We start from the raw sequence: 17,118 nt of genomic DNA on the forward strand, positions 1-17,118 counted from the left end.
CTTTGGCGTTGACGCAGTGGGCAGCGATCTGCGCGCCCATCACGCCGGCGCCCAGCACGGCTACTTTTTTAACGATGAAATTGGTCATGTCGTTTCCTCTGGTTGCTTAGAACAGGTCGGCGTCGAGGGCCATCAGATTGGCGGAGCCCGAGCGCGCCTGACGGATCAGGGTGGCGGTTTCTGGTTGCAGGCGGGCGAAGTAGAAGCGCGCGGTGGCCAGTTTCGATTTGTAGAAGGTGTCGCCGCTGTCTTCTTTTTCCAGCGCGATCTGCGCCATGCGGGCGAAGAAGTACGAGTACACCAGGTGGCCCACCACGCGCAGGTAAGGCACGGCGGCCGCGCCCACTTCGTCGGCGTTCTGGAAGGCTTTCATGCCGATTTCCATGGTCAGCTTCTGCACTTTGTCGCCCAGGTCGCCCAGCGGGGTGATGAACTCGGACATTTTTTCGTCCAGGCCATTCTCTTCCACGTAGGCCTTGATCTTCTCACCGAACTTGCGCAGCTTGGCGCCGTTGTCGCCCAGGATCTTACGGCCCAGCAGGTCCAGCGACTGCACGGTGTTGGTGCCTTCGTAGATCAGGTTGATACGGGCGTCGCGCACGTACTGCTCCATGCCCCACTCGCTGATGTAGCCGTGGCCGCCGTACACCTGCATGGCTTCCGAGGTGGCGATCCAGGCGTTGTCGGTGATGAAGGCCTTGATGATCGGCGTCAGCAGCGCGACTTCGTCGGCGGCTTCCTTGCGCACATCTTCGTCCGGGTGGTTCAGTTCGCGGTCGATCTGCAGCGCCACGTACGAGGTGAAGGCGCGCGCGCCTTCAGCGTAGGCCTTGCCGGTCAACAGCATGCGGCGCACGTCCGGGTGCACGATGATCGGGTCGGCTGGCTTGTCAGGTGCTTTCGGGCCGGTCAGCGAGCGCATCTGGATGCGGTCTTTGGCGTAGATCAGCGCGTTCTGGTAAGCCACTTCGGTCAGGCCCAGCGACTGCATGCCCACGCCCAGACGGGCCGCGTTCATGAACACGAACATGGCTTGCAGGCCTTTGTTCGGCTGGCCAATGATCCAGCCTTTGGCGCCGTCCAGGTTCATCTGGCAGGTCGAGTTGCCGTGGATGCCCATTTTCTCTTCGATGGCGCCGCAGAAGATCGGGTTGCGTTCGCCAACGGTGCCGTCGGCGTTGGGCAGGAACTTCGGCACCAGGAACAGCGAGATGCCTTTCGAGCCTTCCGGTGCGTCCGGCACGCGGGCCAGCACCAGGTGCAGGATGTTTTCCGACATGTCGTGTTCGCCGGCCGAGATGAAGATCTTGTTGCCGGTGATCAGCCACGAGCCGTCCGCCTGTGGCACGGCTTTCGAGCGCAGCATGCCCAGGTCGGTGCCGCAGTGCGGTTCGGTCAGGCACATGGTGCCGGTCCACTCGCCCGAGACCAGCTTCGGCAGGTACAGCTTCTTCTGTTCGTCGGTGCCGTGTTCTTTCAGGCACTCGTAGGCGCCGTGCGACAGGCCCGGGTACATGGTCCAGGCCTGGTTGGCCGAGTTCAGCATCTCGTAGAACGAGTTGTTCATCACCACTGGCAGGCCCTGGCCGCCGTATTCCGGATCGCACGCCAGCGCGGCCCAGCCGCCTTCCACGTACTGTTTGTAGGCTTCCTTGAAGCCTTTCGGAGTGGTCACGGTGCTGGTGGCGGCGTCGTGCTTGCAACCTTCGCGGTCGCCCGAGTGATTCAGCGGGAACAGCACTTCCGAGGTGAACTTGCCGCCCTCTTCCAGCACCTGGTTGATGATGTCGGCATCGATTTCCGCGTGCTTCGGCAGCGCTTTCAGTTCGTCTTCCACTTTCAGCAGCTCGTGCAGAACGAATTGCATATCCCGGATTGGTGCGACATATTGACCCATGATTTTCTCCTGATGACTACTTTTGAGTGTTTGAATTAATTAACCAGCTTGTGCGACCACCGCTGCCGGCGATTGCGGATTGCGATACGTCTCGATCAAGCGCTCGAAGCCCTTGCCGGCGCGCTCCAGGCTGCCCGGAATGCGCAGGAAACGCGCATCGTGGTGCAGGGCCAGGATCAGGCCGTACATCTCGTACACCAGCTGTTGCGGATCGGTGTCGGCTTTCAGGTCGCCGCATTCCACTGACTGCTTTACGCAGCGCAGCAGGGCGCCCTGCCAGGCGCCGACCATCGCCATCAGCTCTTCGCGGATCGGACCTGGGCGGTCGTCATATTCCACGGCGCCGCTGATGTAGATGCAGCCCGAGGCCACTTCCACGCTGACCCGCTTGACCCAGCGCGCAAACATCGCCTTCAGACGCTGGATGCCGCGCGGCTCTTTCACGCTGGGGAAGAACACTTCCTGCTCGAAGCGGTGGTGATACAGCTTCAGTACTTCCAACTGCAAATCTTCACGCGATCCGAAGTGCGCAAACACGCCGGATTTGCTCATGTTCATCTTATCCGCCAGCAATCCTATGGTCAGGCCTTCCAGGCCGTCGCGACTGGCCAGATCCAGGGCCACGTCGAGGATTGCAGCGCGGGTTAACTCGCCTTTGCGCATAAATTTAGTTGAGGTATTAATAAGATTGCATCCCAGAGTAAGTTTTTCAAATCATGGAGAAAGATTATTCTGCTCCAGTTAAATTTACTCTGTGTGAAAAGAATTGCGAACGCTCGTACTATTATCCACTTGAGGGGGAATGTCAAACAGTACTGTTAGAGGTGGTGTTCTATTGCTGCGACGCAGCAATACGGAGGGGAAACTACTTTATAGCTTGTCCAATTCGCGGCGATCGCGTTTGGTCGGGCGGCCCTTGATGGTAGTGCCGGGTTCGCGGTACAGGCGGCGGTTTTCCGCGACGGCAGCGCGGCGCGCCACGCTCACATCGGTCTCTTCGTAGAGGCTGCGGGCCACGGTGGCGGGGCCGCGTACATCGGACAGGCCCATCACATCGACCTCCCACTGATCGGAGCCGTTGTCGATTTCCAGCACGTCACCCAGCTTGACGTTACGCGCCGGCTTGGCGCGATCGCCATTGACGATCACGCGGCCTAGCGAAATGGCGTCCGTGGCCAGCGAACGGGTCTTGAAGAAGCGTGCTGCCCACAGCCATTTATCGAGTCGTACACCTTCGCTCACGCGTATTTCCCCACTGCGAATACCCGCATCAGTAATTTATAAAACACAAACGCAATCTCGTAGCCAATGCGCTTCACATGGCCAACGTGCTCAAAATCATCGTAAGTGATCACCTTGCCCTCGGCAATGGCGTCTTCGATATGCTTGCGCAGGCTTTGCGCGAACGCCGCATCCTTGATCACCACATTGGCTTCCTGGTTCAAAAACAGGCTCAAGCCGTCGACATTGCTGGAGCCGACCGTGGCCCAGTCATCATCGATCACCGCCACCTTGGCGTGCAATTGCGTCTTATGATATTCCACCACTTTGACGCCTGCCGCAAGCAGCTTCGGATAGAAAGAGTGCGCTACCGCATCCTGCAGCCAAATCTCGCCGACACCGATCAGCAGCACCACTTCCACCCCGCGCTCGGCGCAGGAGACCAGCGCCTGGCGGAACTTGCGGCTGGGCGCGAAATATGGATTGGCCAGCAGCACGCTCTTGCGCGCGCGGCCCAGCGCCTGCAGATAAGCGCGCTGAATGGTGCGGCGGTTGCGCAGATTGTCGCGCACCACAAAACCGGCCTGCACGGCGTGCTGGGCGGCGATCTTCTGCACCTTGCGCATGTCACGGTAGAGGCCGATCCGCTTGATGAGGCCGAGCTTGCCGAGCCGGCGCCACTGCGTCACCGCCTCCATCTGGATGTCGGCCACCAGCGGCCCGCGCACCTGCACCGCGAAATCCCAGCGCGGCGCCGACAGCGGCTTGTTGTGATCGTAATCGCAGAACATATCGTCGTTGATATTGATGCCGCCGACGTAAGCCACCTGGCGGTCCACCACGCAGATCTTGCGGTGCGTGCGCGTGACGCCGCGCTTGAACCAGGGATTGAACATGCGGTGCTCAACGCCGCCGGCGGTGAAGGCGTCGTGCATGCTGTTGATCTGGCGGCGGCCAGTGCCCCACCAGTCGGTAATCACGCGCACCTGCACGCCGCGCTGGGCGGCGCGGATCAGGGCGGCAATCACCTTCTGGCCGGTCTCGTCGCCGGCAAAGATATAGGTCTCGAAATAGACCTCGTACTGCGCCTGGTCGATGGCGTCGATCAGCGCCGGGAAATAATCGGTGCCGGTGTGGAGCAGTGTGACTTCGTTATCGGCGATAAAATTGACTGGGCGCATAGTTGGCGCTCAAGCCAGCGTCAGCGAGGCGACGATGGGAGCGTGGTCTGAGAGCTTGGCCCATAGACTACCATGCATCACCTCCGCCGTCTCGACCTTGAAACCACGCACATAAATGCGGTCGAGGCGGAAGAACGGCAGGCCGGCCGGGAAGGTGCGCGCGGGCGCGACGCCGGTTTTGCGGCGCAGCTTGCGCAGCACTTCATCGAGCGCCGAATTGCCGCCGATTTCATCAAACGCCTCGCGCACACCCAGCGCGTTGCGCAGCTCGTCGCTGAGGGTGTTGCGCCAGTCATTGAAATCGCCGGCAATCACCACCGGCTCGTCGTTGGGCGCGGTTTCCTTCACCGCTGAAATCAGCGCCTGGGTCTGCCGGCGGCGGCTGCCCTCGAACAGCCCCAGATGCACCACATAGCAATGCACCGGCCCCTGCGGCGTGTTCAGCACGCAATGCAGGATGCCGCGCTGTTCGTAAGCGTGATCGGAGACATCGCGGTTGGCCTGGCTGGCGATCGGGAAAGCGCTCAGCAGCGCATTGCCGTGGTGGCCATGATCATAGATCGCGTTCATGCCATAGGCCGAATGCAGATAGCGCGATTCGCCGGCAAAAAATTCATGCTGCGCTGCAGCGGGCCAATGTTTGTGGCCAAGGTGCTCGGCCCCGTATTTGGCGGCCTTGAGGTCATGTTTACCCTGCACCTCTTGCAAAAAAACCACATCGGCATCAAACATGCCGATCGCCTGCTTGAGCGCCAGCACCCGCGGTTCCGCCCGGATGGCGGACACGCCCTTGTGAATGTTGTAGGTGGCGACACGGATCTTCATGCCATCCATTTTAACCCTGAGTCCGGGGCCGCAACAGGGCTCCTGTGTACGGTCCCGCACCTTCGGCGCAGACTGCTCAGGCCATCAGCGCCCCGTGGCCGTACGCCTGGCTGACGCCGACAATTTCCGCCAGCGTGCCGGTGGCAGACATGTGCGAGACAGTGCTGTACACCGTGCTTTCATAACTGAGCAGATTGGTGTCCTGGCTGACCGCGTCCAGCATCGCGCGCGCCGTGGCGGCCGCAGTGTAACCCGCGTAGCCGGCAATCTCGGACGGCTGGTCCAGCAAGGCGGTGAAGTTGGCCGCCACCGTCACCCGGTTGGCCACCAGGGCGGCATCGATCTTGCCTTGCGCGGTAGTGTTGGCCTCGGCGCCGCCCACTATGTTCAGCGCCAGCAGGCTTTTCGCCACGTTGCCGCCGTCCAGCGCGTTCACCCAGAAATCCAGGCCTGGCCCTTCCGGTGGTGTGCGGCCCAGCAGGTGGACAAAAATCGACACCACGAAGTCATGGTTGCTGGCGCCCTGGTACAGCACCGCCGATTCCTCGCTGTTGCCAAAGCTGTCAACCAGTTGCTTGACGGCGGTATTGGTCTGGTACGCCAGCACAATGCCGTCGGCAGTGGTGGGCGCGCCGGCCGCGCTCAGCTGGGCTACCATATTGGCCAGCCCGTTGGCATCGGCCGGGCGGCCGAAGTACGCCACGTAGAATTTCTGCGCCAGCTGCACGTACTGCGCCTGGGTGGCGTCCTCCGCCAGACTGTTGACGTTGAGCGCCATGCTGCCGTCGGCAAAGCTGAGGCGCTCGATATTGGTCAATTTATCCTTTTGCGCCGGATTGCTGTTCAGCGTGACGCTGTAGCCGCTGCTGCTGGAGGTAAAGCTGTAGGCGCTGAAATTGCCGCTATAGACCGCAGTGTCAATGCCGCTGCCGCCATCCAGCGCATTGCTGCCGCCATTGCCCTGCAGATGGTTGGCCAGGCTGTTGCCGAGCAGCGTATCGTCGCCACTGCCGCCAATCGCGTTTTCTATCCACGCGCCGTAGGCGATGCCCAGATTATTGGTACCGTCGTAAGTGCCGGTTGGTGGCGGTGTGTCGCCCCAGTCAATATCGGTGCGCACGTCCGATGGGATATGGATCGATGAATAACGCCCGGGAGTGAGATCAATCACGCTGCCGTTGGTGAAGTTGGCCACCGAGATGGTGTCATTGCCGCCCGCGTCCCAGATCGTGCGCAGGAAGGGCGTCGACGGATCGAAAGTGTAGGTGTCGTTGCCGGTCTTGTAGCCCAGGTTGGCGCCATATTGGTACTGGATGGCGGCGATGTCGTTTACCATCGGCGTATCCGGCACCACATAGTAGGACTTCCAGTAGTAGCTGCGCGGGGTTTCCGTGATGTCAACGAACAAGCTTTTCGGCGCATCGTCGTACGCCATGATGGAATACTGGCGGTTGGCGTGCGCCAGGTCCAGCGGCGCATCCTCGAACGGGTGCTTGAGGCCAAGCGCGTGGCCCAGTTCATGGATCAGCGACATGTAGTTGTAGGAACCGACGGACCAATCGGTGTCCTTCAGTGACGAACTGATCCAGACGTCGCCGCCGGACGGGTAATACGGGTCAGGATAAGATGCCCAGCCCCAAGGGGAGGAGCCATCGCTGAACGTATTCGACGCCGAGGTGAACGCCAGCCGGATATCCCCGACCACGGTACTGCTGTCCTGCACCAGCATCGGCGTCACGTTGGCCACGTTGGCCCATGCCTGCAGCGCGTTTTGCGCGGCGGCCTGCTGAATGGCATTCAGGCCGTAATGCTCGGTGGCGGTGTTTTCGTTCAAGTCGGAATACACGCCGTTCGGACCGGCGAACACGGCGGTGGTATTGGTGGTCCACGGGAAGCTGTAAGTGACGGTGGCGCCGGTACCGGTCGCGCCGCCCCACTTAGTGCCACCCAGCAGGGCGTCGATAGTCAGCTGGCCGCTATTATTGACATCGCTGGTCTGGCCGGTAGTGCTGGGGCTGGGCATGGTAAAACTCCTTCATTGTTATCTCTGGTATCTCTCTCAGGCAAACAGCCCGTCGTGCGCCACTGGCTGTACCCCCACCAGTTGCACTGGCAACTTGGCGACCGTACTCAGTACCGTGCTCTCGTAGCTGATCACCGGTGTGCTCTGGGTGACGGCATCGAGCAGCGCGCGCGCTGCGCTGGCCGCTTCCGCGCCGGCGTAATTGGCCACCAGCGCCGGCACATTCAGCGCCACCGTGAAGTTGTCAGCCACCAGCACGCGGTTGGCAACCAGGGCGGCATCTATCTTACCCTGATCTGTCGTGTTTGCCTCGGCGCCGCCAACAATGTTCATTGCCGCCAGACTGCGCGCCACATTGCCGCTGTCGAGGGCATTCACCCAGAAGTCCAGTCCCGGCCCTTCCGGCGGCGTGCGGCCCAGCAGGTGGGTGAAGATCGACACCACGAAGTCATGGTTGTTGGTCCCCTTGTACAACAGCGCCGATTCCTCGCTGTTGCCGAAGCTGTCAACCAGTTGCTTGATGGCGGGATTGGTCTGGTAGGCCAGCACGATGCCGTCGGCGGTGGTGGGCGCCCTGGCGGCGCTGAGCTGGGACACCATGTTCGCCAGGCCATTCGGATCGGCCGGACGGCCAAAATACGCCACGTAGAACTTCTGCGCCAGCGCAGTGTACTGCGCCGTCAGCGCATCCTCGGCCAGGCCATCGACCGTCAGCGCCATGCTCACGTCCGTGAAGCTCAGTCGCTCAACTTGGTCCACGATGTCAGTCTGCGTGCCGTTGCGTGCCGCCACCTGATAATAGCCATCCGACTCCACGCTGACGGTATAGTCGGCAAACTTGCCGGTATAGACCACCGTGTCGATCCCGCCGTAACCATTCAGCAGATTGAAGCCGGCGTTACCCTGCAGGTGGTTATTCACCTCGTTCCCCCACAGAATATCGTCGCCGCTGCCGCCGATGGCGTTCTCAATCACGGCGCCCAGCGCGATGCCAAGGTTGTCGGTGCCGTCGTAAGTGGGGGTCGGTGGCGCCTTGGTCCAGCTGTAGCCGGCACCGGTGTCCGATGGTATGGCAATCGACGAGTATGTCCCGTCCAGCAAATCGATGACGCAGCCGTTAGTGAAATTGGCGACCGAAATGGTGTCATTGCCGCCAGCATCCCAGATGGTGCGCAAAAACGGCGTCGAAGGGTCAAAGGTGTAGACATCGTCACCACTGTGGTAGCTCATATTGGCGCCGTAAAGATACTGGATGACAGCAATGTCGGCCACCATCGGCGTCTGCGGCGACACATAGAAGGACGACCAACTGTGCGTGCTACCGTCATCGGTGACGTCGACGAACAGGTCATGCGGCGGATCCTCATAGGCCATCACTGTGTACTGGCGATTATCGAAATCGCTATCCAACACGGTTGCACCTTCAAATGGGTGCTTCAAACCGAGTGCATGGCCCAGTTCGTGGATCAACGACATGTAGTTGTATGAGCCTGCCCCCCACATGCCGGTGGGGTTGGCACCGGTGGACATGGTACTGATCCAGATATCGCCACCTTGCGGATAGGTGTTGTTGGGGAAATATGCCCAGCCCCACGCCGTGTCCCCGTCGCTGGTAGTGTCGGTTGCCGAAGTCCAGCCAACACGGATATCCCCCACCAGGGTGGCGCTCTCCTTTACCTCCACCGGCTTGATGTTGGCGACATCGGCCCAGGCCTGCAGGGCACCTCGCACTGCGTCCTGCTGCACGGTGGTGAGCCCGTAATGGGAGGTCGCGTTCGGCTCATCGTCGGAGGAATACGGTGTGCCATTGGCACCGGAGAATACGGCAGTATTGGTGCTGCTCCACGGAAAGCTGTAGGTGATGGTAATGCCTGTCCCCACCTTGCCGCCCCATTTGAGCCCCGCGATCAATGCGTCGTAGAGATTAATATCGAGTAAATCGACCTTGCTGGTGGGACTGGACGCGGTAGGCGATGGCATACATTCTTTCTGGAAATTTTGATTGCATGAAGAATATTGATTGTAATCAATAGCGAGCGGATTTACCAGAAGACTAATTATCAAGAATTAAATTTTGTGCTGAAAGCGTGACAGTTGCAGAATGGCCTCGGCGTTGGAGGGCGAGAAGCATTGGTCGGCGGCATCCAGATACGGCAGCCAGATGTAATTGACGTGCTCGCGCGGGCTGAGGGTGATGGCGATGTCGCGCGGGACTTCCACGCTGAACACGTGCTCGGTGTTTTCGGTCACCCCCGGGGCGTAGCGGTGGCGCCAGACCGGATAGATGGTGTAGACGTTGGACAGCTGCCAGTCGCGCAGCACGATGGTTTCGCCATCGGCCACAATGCCGGTTTCTTCGTACAGTTCACGGGCGGCGGTTTGCAGCAGCGGCTCGTCCGGCGCGTCCAGCGAGCCGGTGACCGATTGCCAGAAGCCCGGCTTGTCGGCGCGCTCGATCAGCAACACGTGCAGGTCGGCGGTGTGGATCACCACCAGCACCGATTCAGGAATCTTGTAAGACGTCATGGTCGCGATAAAAGAAAAGGCGCCGCAGCGCCTTTTCCTGGTCACACAAATTAACCGGCCACTTTCGGCTCGGCGGCACGCAGACGGATGTGCAGTTCGCGCAGTTGCTTCTCGTCGACTTCCGACGGCGCGTGGGTCAGCAGATCCTGCGCGCGCTGGGTTTTCGGGAAGGCGATCACGTCGCGGATCGAATCGGACTTGGTCATCAGGGTCACGATACGGTCCAGGCCGAATGCCAGGCCGCCGTGCGGCGGCGCGCCGTACTGCAGCGCGTCCAGCAGGAAGCCGAACTTCAGGCGCGCTTCGTCGGCATCGATCTTCAGCGCGCGGAACACTTTCGACTGCACTTCCTCGCGGTGGATACGGATCGAACCGCCGCCCAGTTCCCAGCCGTTCAGCACCATGTCGTAGGCCTTGGCGATGCAGGCGCCCGGATTGGTTTCCAGCATGTCCTCGTGGCCGTCTTTCGGCGCGGTGAACGGGTGGTGGGTCGCGGTCCAGCGGTCGGCTTCCTCGTCGTATTCGAACATCGGGAAGTCCACCACCCACAGCGGCGACCAGACGTCGTCGAACAGGCCGGCGTTCTTGCCGAATTCCGAGTGGCCGATCTTCACGCGCAGCGCGCCGATGGCGTCGTTGACGATCTTGGCCTTGTCCGCGCCAAAGAAGATCAGGTCGCCGTCTTCGGCGCCGGTCAGTTCCAGCACCTTGGCCAGGGCGGCGTCGTGCAGGTTCTTGACGATCGGCGATTGCAGACCGTCGCGGCCCTTGGCCTTTTCGTTGACCTTGATGTAAGCCAGGCCCTTGGCGCCGTAGATCGCCACGAACTGGGTGTAGGCGTCGATTTCCGAACGCGGCATGTCGGCGCCTTTCGGTACGCGCAGACCGACCACGCGGCCGTTCGGCATGTTGGCAGCGCCCGAGAACACCTTGAAGTCGACGTCCTTCATGACGTCGGTCAGTTCGGTGAACTTCAGCTTGACGCGCATGTCCGGCTTGTCCGAACCGTAGCTGCCCATGGCTTCGGCGAAGTCCATCACCGGGAATGGGTTAGGCAGGTCGACGTCCATGGTGTTCTTGAACACTTTGCGGATCATGTCTTCGAACAGATCGCGGATTTCCTGTTCGGTCAGGAACGAGGTTTCGCAGTCGATCTGGGTGAATTCCGGCTGACGGTCGGCGCGCAGGTCTTCGTCGCGGAAGCACTTGGTGATCTGGTAGTAGCGGTCGAAGTTGGCCACCATCAGCAGCTGCTTGAACAGCTGCGGCGACTGCGGCAGCGCGAAGAAGTTACCGGCGTTCACGCGCGATGGCACCAGGTAGTCGCGCGCGCCTTCCGGGGTCGACTTGGTCAGCATCGGGGTCTCGACGTCGATGAAGCCCAGTTCGTCCAGGTACTTGCGCACTTCCATGGTGACCTTGTAGCGCAGGCGCAGGTTGTTCTGCATCTGCGGACGGCGCAGGTCCAGCACGCGGTGGGTCAGGCGGGTGGTTTCCGACAGGTTGTCGTCGTCCAGCTGGAACGGCACGGCCACCGAGGCGTTCAGCACTTCCAGTTCCGAGCAGATCACTTCGATCTTGCCCGACTTCAGGTTGGTGTTGATGGTGCCGGCCAGGCGGTCCTTGACCACGCCGGTCACGCGCAGGCAGTACTCGTTGCGCACGGCTTCGGCGGCCTTGAAGACTTCAGCCTGCTCCGGATTGCATACGATCTGCACCAGGCCTTCGCGGTCGCGCAGGTCGATGAAGATCACGCCGCCGTGGTCGCGGCGACGGTGTACCCAGCCGCACAGGCTGACGGTTTGGCCAAGCAGCGCTTCAGTGGTGAGGCCGCAGTAGTGAGTACGCATTGAGGACATGTTTATTTCTCGGTTCAGGTTAGGTTACTCAGTTAATCTTGCTTAGTTCAGCTTTGCTTCGTCGACGATGACTTTGGGCGCTTCTTCCGGCGCCACCACGCCCATCGACACAATGTACTTCAGGGCCGCATCGACACTCATGTCAAGCTCGACCACATCCTTCTTCGCCATCATCAGGAAAAAGCCCGAGGTCGGATTCGGCGTGGTCGGCACGTAGACGCTGACGTAGTCGCCGACCAGGTGGTTCTTCACATCCCCGCCCGGCGCGCCGGTCAGGAAGGCGATGGTCCACGAATTCTGGTGCGGATACGGAATCAGCACCGCCTTGCGGAAGGCGTTGCCGGACGAGGAAAACAGCGTGTCCGACACTTGCTTGACGCTTGAATACAGCGAGCTCACCACCGGGATGCGGGTCAGCAGTTTTTCCCACAGGCGCACCACATAATTGCCGACCAGGTTGTTGGTCAGCAGGCCGGTCAGGAACACGATGACGATGGTCAGCAAGGTGCCCAGGCCGGGAATGTCGAAGCCGATAAACGTACGCGGCTGCCAGCGTTCCGGCACGAACAGCAGGGACTGGTCCATGGTGCTGATCACCAGGTTCAACACCCAGGCGGTAATCGCCAGGGGCACCAGGATCAGCAAGCCGGTAATGAAGTATTTACGCATCGAATTCCTTCGTGGTGGATGGAGCGCTTCAGTTGTCGCTGGCGCCGCCCGCTGGCGTTGGCGCGGGCGCCGGAGCCGCTGCGGCGTCGGTCTTGGCCGGGCCGGTGGCGGTGCCGGTGGCTGGCGGCGTGCCGCCGCGGAAATCGGTCACATACCAGCCCGAGCCTTTCAGCTGGAAGCCGGCCGCGGTCACTTGCTTCTTGAACGACTCCTTGCCGCACTCCGGGCAAACAGTCAGCTGCGGGTCGGAAATCTTTTGCAAGACATCCTTGGCAAAACCACATGCCTCGCAGCGGTACGCGTAGATCGGCATTACTTACTCCGCAAAAATCATCAAAACCCTGAATTATAAAGCCTTTTGCCGCCCACCTGACTGTTTCCTGTGACCAAGCCATGGCAATAATCGATTTCATTGGGAAAATCTATTCGCATATTGGCGATGAGCATGATTTAATCACTCTCAACCAGCGTAGATTTCCCAATCCCTGAATCGCCGCCTCGTTAGCTGTCCTTAACCGACGACGCTCCAACCATTTGATTCTTAGGGGAATTTTATGAAAAAATATCTGTATGCAGGCATCCTGTCTGCTTGTCTCGCCGCTCCCGCCATGGCGGCCGCCAGCAAATTCGTGCCTGAATCGCCGGACGAGCCCTTGCATCGCCGCACCGTGTTGCTGTGCATGGCCGTGGTAGTAGTGGTGCAAGCCTTCAAATACCGCCCGGGCACGCAACGCCGCCGCACCCCATCCCAATTAACCGAATAACTACAACAATACGCGGGGATGCCATGAAACCGCTCACCTCTTTCGTTCTGCTGTGCGTGCTGATCGCGGCCGGACCGGCATCGGCCATGCGCGCCACCAGCCACCTTGACGCGGACCAGCGTGGCAAGGTGACTTTGCCGGCCGAGCAATCCTCGGCCGAACTCAGCCTGGAACAGCCGCTGGACCCGATCGACCTGCAAGTCGCGCCCGGTGAAACGCCTCCCGACCAGCCGCGGCAGGCCCAGGGGCAGGCGCACGCCGCACCGCCGGTCGTCAGCCAGGTGCCGGAGCCTTCCGGGCTGGCCATGCTGGCCTGCGGGCTGCTGCTGCTGTTGCTGGCGCCATATGGCCGTAACGACGGCTCCATCGAACCCGACTACGTCAAGCCCGATTCCACGCTATAAACGGCGCCACACCATCCAGCGCTCCTTGCCGGCAAACACCGGGATGGAGTCGCTGACTTCCTGCTCCACCTGGCAGACGAAGTGCGGCTGCAGCAGGCTGTCGAGCTGCGCGCGGCTGATGCCGAACGGCGGGCCCTTGGGCGCATCGTCAAAGAAAAAATACCCCGCCAGCACTGCGCCGGGCGCCAGCAGCTGCGCCCAGCGCGCCGCCACCTGCGGCCACATGGCGCGCGGCATGGCGCACAGGAAGGCGCGCTCGTAGATCAGCTGCAGCGGCGCGGCCGGCTGCCATGCAAAGAAATCCGCCTCCATCACGCGCGCCGCATGCGGGCCGGCGGCCAGCTTGCCGCGCGCCACCGCGGCGCGGGAAAAATCGATGGCGGCAACGTCCCAGCCCTGGCCGGCCAGGAACGCCAGCTCATAGGCCGAGCCGCAGCCCGGGATCAGGGTGGTCAGCGGCGCACTGGCGGCGGCGAAAGCGCGCAAGGCTTGCGGCACGCCGCCCGCATCCCAGGGCGTGAAGTTGCGCTCGAAGCGTTCATCCCAGAACGCCGGCGCGCCTGGATCGCGCTGCTGGAAGTCCGCCATGACGGTCAGTGCCAGCGCAGGTACAACTCATAGCCGGCCACGCCCAGCACCGCGGCGCCGGCCAGGTAGACCACCAGCGCCAGCAGGCGGTTGGTGCGCTGCTGTTCGCTGATCAGCAATTTGATCAGCTCAGTGTTATCGGCCGGCTTGCCGGCCTGCCGTTCCAGCGCCTGGTGCACCAGACGCGGCAGTTGCGGGAAGATGTGGGCGTAGCGCGGCGCCTCGGCTTTCAGGCGCTGCATGAAGCCTTTGACGCCAACCTGCTCGGCCATCCAGTTTTCCAGATACGGCTTGGCGGTCTTCCACAGGTCGAGGTCGGGATCGAGCTGGCGGCCCAGGCCTTCGATGTTGAGCAGGGTCTTTTGCAGCAGCACCAGCTGCGGCTGCACTTCGACGTTGAAGCGGCGCGAGGTCTGGAACAGGCGCAGCAGGATCTGGCCAAACGAGATGTCTTTCAGCGGCCGGTCGAAGATCGGCTCGCAGCAGGCGCGCACTGCCGACTCCAGCTCGTCGACGCGGGTTTCCTTGGGGGCCCAGCCGGACTCGATGTGGGCCTCGGCCACGCGCTTGTAATCGCGGCGGAAGAAGGCCAGGAAGTTCTGCGACAGGTAATCCTTGTCGAAATCGTTGAGCGTGCCGACAATGCCGAAGTCCAGCGCGATATAGCGGCCAAAGGTTTCCGGCTCGACCGACACCAGGATGTTCCCCGGGTGCATATCGGCATGGAAGAAGCCATCGCGGAACACCTGGGTGAAGAAGATTTCCACGCCGTCGCTGGACAGCTTTTTCAGGTCCACGCCGGCCGCTTCCAGGCGGTCGATCTGCGACACCGGAATGCCGTGCATGCGCTCCATCACGATCACGCTGGGCGAGCAGTAATCCCAGAACATTTCCGGCACCAGCAGCAGGTGCGAATCGGCAAAGTTGCGGCGCAGCTGGCTGGCGTTGGCCGCTTCGCGCATCAGGTCCAGTTCATCGTGCAGGTATTTGTCGAACTCGGCCACCACTTCTTTCGGCTTCAGGCGCTTGCTGTCCGCCCACAGGTTGCCGATCCATTCGGCGGCGACGTGCATCAGCGCGACATCGTCGTCGATGGATTTCTTCATGCCCGGACGCAGCACCTTGACCGCCACCTGGCGGCCATCGCGCAAGGTAGCGAAGTGCACCTGCGCGATCGAGGCCGAGGCCACCGGCGTGCGCTCAAAGGTGGCAAACAGCTCATCCGGATGCGCGCCCAGCGATTTGCGGATCTGCGCGATCGCCAGGTTCGAATCGAACGGCGGCACGCGGTCCTGCAGGCGCGCCAGCTCGATCACCAGATCGGCCGGAATCAGGTCGCTGCGGGTGGACAGCACCTGGCCGAATTTGACGAAGATCGGTCCCAGCTCTTCCAGCGCCATGCGCAGGCGCTCGCCGCGCGGCGCCGACAGGTCGCGCCAGAAAAACACCGTGTCGATCAGCTTGGCGATGCGCGGCTTGCGCAGCCCGGAGATGGCGATTTCGTCAAGGCCGTAGCGCACCGATACCCGCAGGATTTTCAGCAGGCGCAAGAATTTCAGCATTATTGGGATCCCAGTTTCTGTTCCAGTTTGGCCAGGCGCTTGGCAAAGCGCTCGACATCGTCGCGCAGGCGCGTGACGTCGGCCGAGTAGCCATCGACCGTCTGCGGGCGGACCAGCACTTGTTGTTCATCGAGCAGGAACTCGGCCACGTTTTCGGCCAGCTTCTGGTGGCCGCTCTTGATCGCTTCGAACGCGGCCCGGGCGCCGGAGACGGCGCGCACGGCGGCGATCGGGCCGATCACTTTTTCCAGGTCGTGCTCGGCTTCCCAGCGCAGCGTCTTGCTGAGGTTGGAAATGGCGTTGGCGAATTCGGCATCGCCCTCGATCTGCACATAAGAGAAGGCGCGCTCGCGGTTTTGCGCGATCAGCGGCAGGTCGCTCAGTTTGACGCGGATGGTGACGCGCGCGGCCTGGTCGGCCGGCGCCGCTTCCAGATAGCCATCGGCCGTCACCCGCAGGCGCAGCGCCACCGTGCCGGCGTCGATGCAGGCGATGTTGCCGGCATGGCGCTGCAATTCCTGCCGCGCCCACGGCTCCTGCGCCAGCAAATGGTTGATGGCGGCGCTGGCCGGCGCCACGGAGAAACTGCCTGGATTCAATGAAATCATGTTCTAGAGGTTGAAAACAAAACCGCCCGATGACGGGCGGCCTTGATCTTACCAGTTTTACCGGTGAACCCGGTTTGCTTACGCCAGTTGCTGAATACCACCCAGCAGCCAGCCGCTCGAACCGTTGACCGGCTTGACCAGGTTCCACACCTCGTGGAACGGCTCGGCCAGCGCGTCCGGCGCCGGCTTGATCATGCCGGTGAACTTGACGCTGGCCAGATACTCGGTATCGCTGGTTTCAATGCCCAGCAGTTCGGCGTCGATGCTGACCACGTCGGTGTAGTCGGCCACGGTGCGCTCGCTGATCTGCATCTTCATCTCGGCAAACACTTCCGGCGTGGTGAACTCGCGGATATCGGCCACATCGCCTTTATCCCATGCCGCCTGCAGGCGGATGAAGTTGCTCTTGGCCACGCGCAGGAAGCTGGCCTGGTCGAAATCGCCCGGCACGCCCCACTGGGTATGCGCCGGCTGCTGCACCGGCGCGGCGGCAGGCTGCAGGCGCGAACCGATTTCCGGCGTTGCCGAGCCTGCCGACGGCGGCATGGAGTAGACATTGTTGCCGCCGAACGCAGCCGGCTGTGCCGCAGGCTGCGACTTGCCGCGGATCAGACGGAAGATGAAGAACGCCACGCCAGCCAGCAGGGCAATCATCAGGATCGCGCTGAGCGCGCTGGCCAGCGCGCCGCCGATGCCCAGGTGCGAGAACAGGGCGCCCAGACCGAGGCCCAGCAGCGCGCCGCCGAGGATGCCTTTCCACATGCTCGGCTTTTGCGGCGCGGCGGCCGGCGGCGTGGTTGGGGCTGGCGCAGGCTGTGCCTGACGTGGCGCCGGTTGCGGCGCCGGCTGGGCCGGCATGCGGCTGACGTTTTGCGACTGACGGCCAATCGAACGGCCGCCGCCCGCTGGGCGTGCGGTCGCTTCGGCCAGCATCGACATGGCGGAGACGGCAATTACAGCGCCGATCAGGATTTTTTTCAGGTTCATGGTC

At 61.8% G+C, this 17,118-nt stretch carries 17 protein-coding genes; 2 read left to right on the plus strand and 15 right to left on the minus strand.

Annotation, left to right across the window (positions count from 1 at the left end):
• Nucleotides 1–106: 106 nt before the first annotated feature.
• From ABDW57_RS20110 to ABDW57_RS20160, 11 genes are all read right to left on the minus strand, one after another.
• Nucleotides 107–1,897 carry an acyl-CoA dehydrogenase C-terminal domain-containing protein gene (locus ABDW57_RS20110; RefSeq protein WP_343731961.1) on the minus strand — a complete coding sequence of 597 codons (1,791 nt, stop codon included), beginning with the start codon at nt 1,895–1,897 and terminating at the stop codon, nt 107–109.
• A gap of 39 nt (nt 1,898–1,936) precedes the next feature.
• The gene (locus ABDW57_RS20115; RefSeq protein ID WP_155466198.1) at nt 1,937–2,560 is read right to left on the minus strand and encodes a TetR/AcrR family transcriptional regulator; all 624 of its coding nucleotides are present in this window, start codon (nt 2,558–2,560) and stop codon (nt 1,937–1,939) included.
• 207 nt (nt 2,561–2,767) lie between these two features.
• Nucleotides 2,768–3,139 (minus strand): S4 domain-containing protein, encoded by a 372-nt coding sequence (locus tag ABDW57_RS20120; RefSeq protein WP_343731962.1) that lies wholly within the window; start codon nt 3,137–3,139, stop codon nt 2,768–2,770.
• Nucleotides 3,136–4,299, minus strand: coding sequence for a cardiolipin synthase ClsB (gene clsB / locus ABDW57_RS20125; RefSeq protein WP_343731963.1), 1,164 nt, complete (start codon nt 4,297–4,299; stop codon nt 3,136–3,138). Before clsB ends, ABDW57_RS20120 begins: the two co-directional genes overlap by 4 nt.
• A gap of 9 nt (nt 4,300–4,308) precedes the next feature.
• Nucleotides 4,309–5,124, minus strand: a complete 816-nt coding sequence (locus ABDW57_RS20130; RefSeq protein ID WP_343731964.1) for an endonuclease/exonuclease/phosphatase family protein — start codon at nt 5,122–5,124, stop codon at nt 4,309–4,311.
• Nucleotides 5,125–5,200: 76 nt separating this feature from the next.
• Nucleotides 5,201–7,147 (minus strand): M10 family metallopeptidase C-terminal domain-containing protein, encoded by a 1,947-nt coding sequence (locus tag ABDW57_RS20135; protein ID WP_343731965.1) that lies wholly within the window; start codon nt 7,145–7,147, stop codon nt 5,201–5,203.
• A gap of 36 nt (nt 7,148–7,183) precedes the next feature.
• Complete coding sequence (locus tag ABDW57_RS20140; protein WP_343731966.1) at nt 7,184–9,127, minus strand: M10 family metallopeptidase C-terminal domain-containing protein; 1,944 nt, start codon at nt 9,125–9,127, stop codon at nt 7,184–7,186.
• A gap of 87 nt (nt 9,128–9,214) precedes the next feature.
• On the minus strand, nt 9,215–9,673 hold the full coding sequence (nudB, locus tag ABDW57_RS20145; protein ID WP_343731967.1) for a dihydroneopterin triphosphate diphosphatase: 459 nt from the start codon (nt 9,671–9,673) through the stop codon (nt 9,215–9,217).
• A 50-nt stretch (nt 9,674–9,723) separates the two neighbouring features.
• On the minus strand, nt 9,724–11,523 hold the full coding sequence (aspS, locus tag ABDW57_RS20150; RefSeq protein ID WP_343732076.1) for an aspartate--tRNA ligase: 1,800 nt from the start codon (nt 11,521–11,523) through the stop codon (nt 9,724–9,726).
• Between the two features lie 51 nt (nt 11,524–11,574).
• Entirely contained in the window at nt 11,575–12,201 is a 627-nt protein-coding gene (locus tag ABDW57_RS20155; protein ID WP_343731968.1) for a DUF502 domain-containing protein, read from the minus strand.
• Nucleotides 12,202–12,229: 28 nt separating this feature from the next.
• A complete protein-coding gene (locus tag ABDW57_RS20160) occupies nt 12,230–12,514 on the minus strand; it encodes an FmdB family zinc ribbon protein (protein ID WP_343731969.1) in 285 nt (94 codons plus the stop codon).
• Nucleotides 12,515–12,755: 241 nt separating this feature from the next.
• Here ABDW57_RS20160 and ABDW57_RS20165 point away from each other — a divergent pair, with 241 nt between their 5' ends.
• Nucleotides 12,756–12,965: a hypothetical protein gene (locus ABDW57_RS20165; protein ID WP_343731970.1), complete on the plus strand. Its 210-nt coding sequence runs from the start codon at nt 12,756–12,758 to the stop codon at nt 12,963–12,965.
• A 23-nt stretch (nt 12,966–12,988) separates the two neighbouring features.
• Nucleotides 12,989–13,369, plus strand: a complete 381-nt coding sequence (locus ABDW57_RS20170) for a hypothetical protein (protein ID WP_343731971.1) — start codon at nt 12,989–12,991, stop codon at nt 13,367–13,369.
• Here ABDW57_RS20170 and ABDW57_RS20175 read toward each other — a convergent pair.
• The 4 genes from ABDW57_RS20175 to ABDW57_RS20190 form a co-directional block, all read right to left on the minus strand.
• Nucleotides 13,364–13,957, minus strand: coding sequence for a methyltransferase domain-containing protein (locus tag ABDW57_RS20175; protein WP_343731972.1), 594 nt, complete (start codon nt 13,955–13,957; stop codon nt 13,364–13,366). The genes ABDW57_RS20170 and ABDW57_RS20175 overlap by 6 nt on opposite strands.
• A gap of 5 nt (nt 13,958–13,962) precedes the next feature.
• A complete protein-coding gene (gene ubiB / locus ABDW57_RS20180; RefSeq protein WP_343732077.1) occupies nt 13,963–15,522 on the minus strand; it encodes a ubiquinone biosynthesis regulatory protein kinase UbiB in 1,560 nt (519 codons plus the stop codon).
• Nucleotides 15,519–16,127: an SCP2 sterol-binding domain-containing protein gene (locus ABDW57_RS20185; protein WP_343731973.1), complete on the minus strand. Its 609-nt coding sequence runs from the start codon at nt 16,125–16,127 to the stop codon at nt 15,519–15,521. The genes ubiB and ABDW57_RS20185 overlap by 4 nt, the downstream gene beginning before the upstream one ends.
• 78 nt (nt 16,128–16,205) lie before the next feature.
• The gene (locus ABDW57_RS20190; protein ID WP_343731974.1) at nt 16,206–17,114 is read right to left on the minus strand and encodes a Tim44-like domain-containing protein; all 909 of its coding nucleotides are present in this window, start codon (nt 17,112–17,114) and stop codon (nt 16,206–16,208) included.
• Nucleotides 17,115–17,118: the final 4 nt, after the last annotated feature.

This window comes from Duganella sp. (assembly GCF_039595735.1).
Taxonomy (GTDB): Bacteria; Pseudomonadota; Gammaproteobacteria; order Burkholderiales; family Burkholderiaceae_D; genus Rugamonas.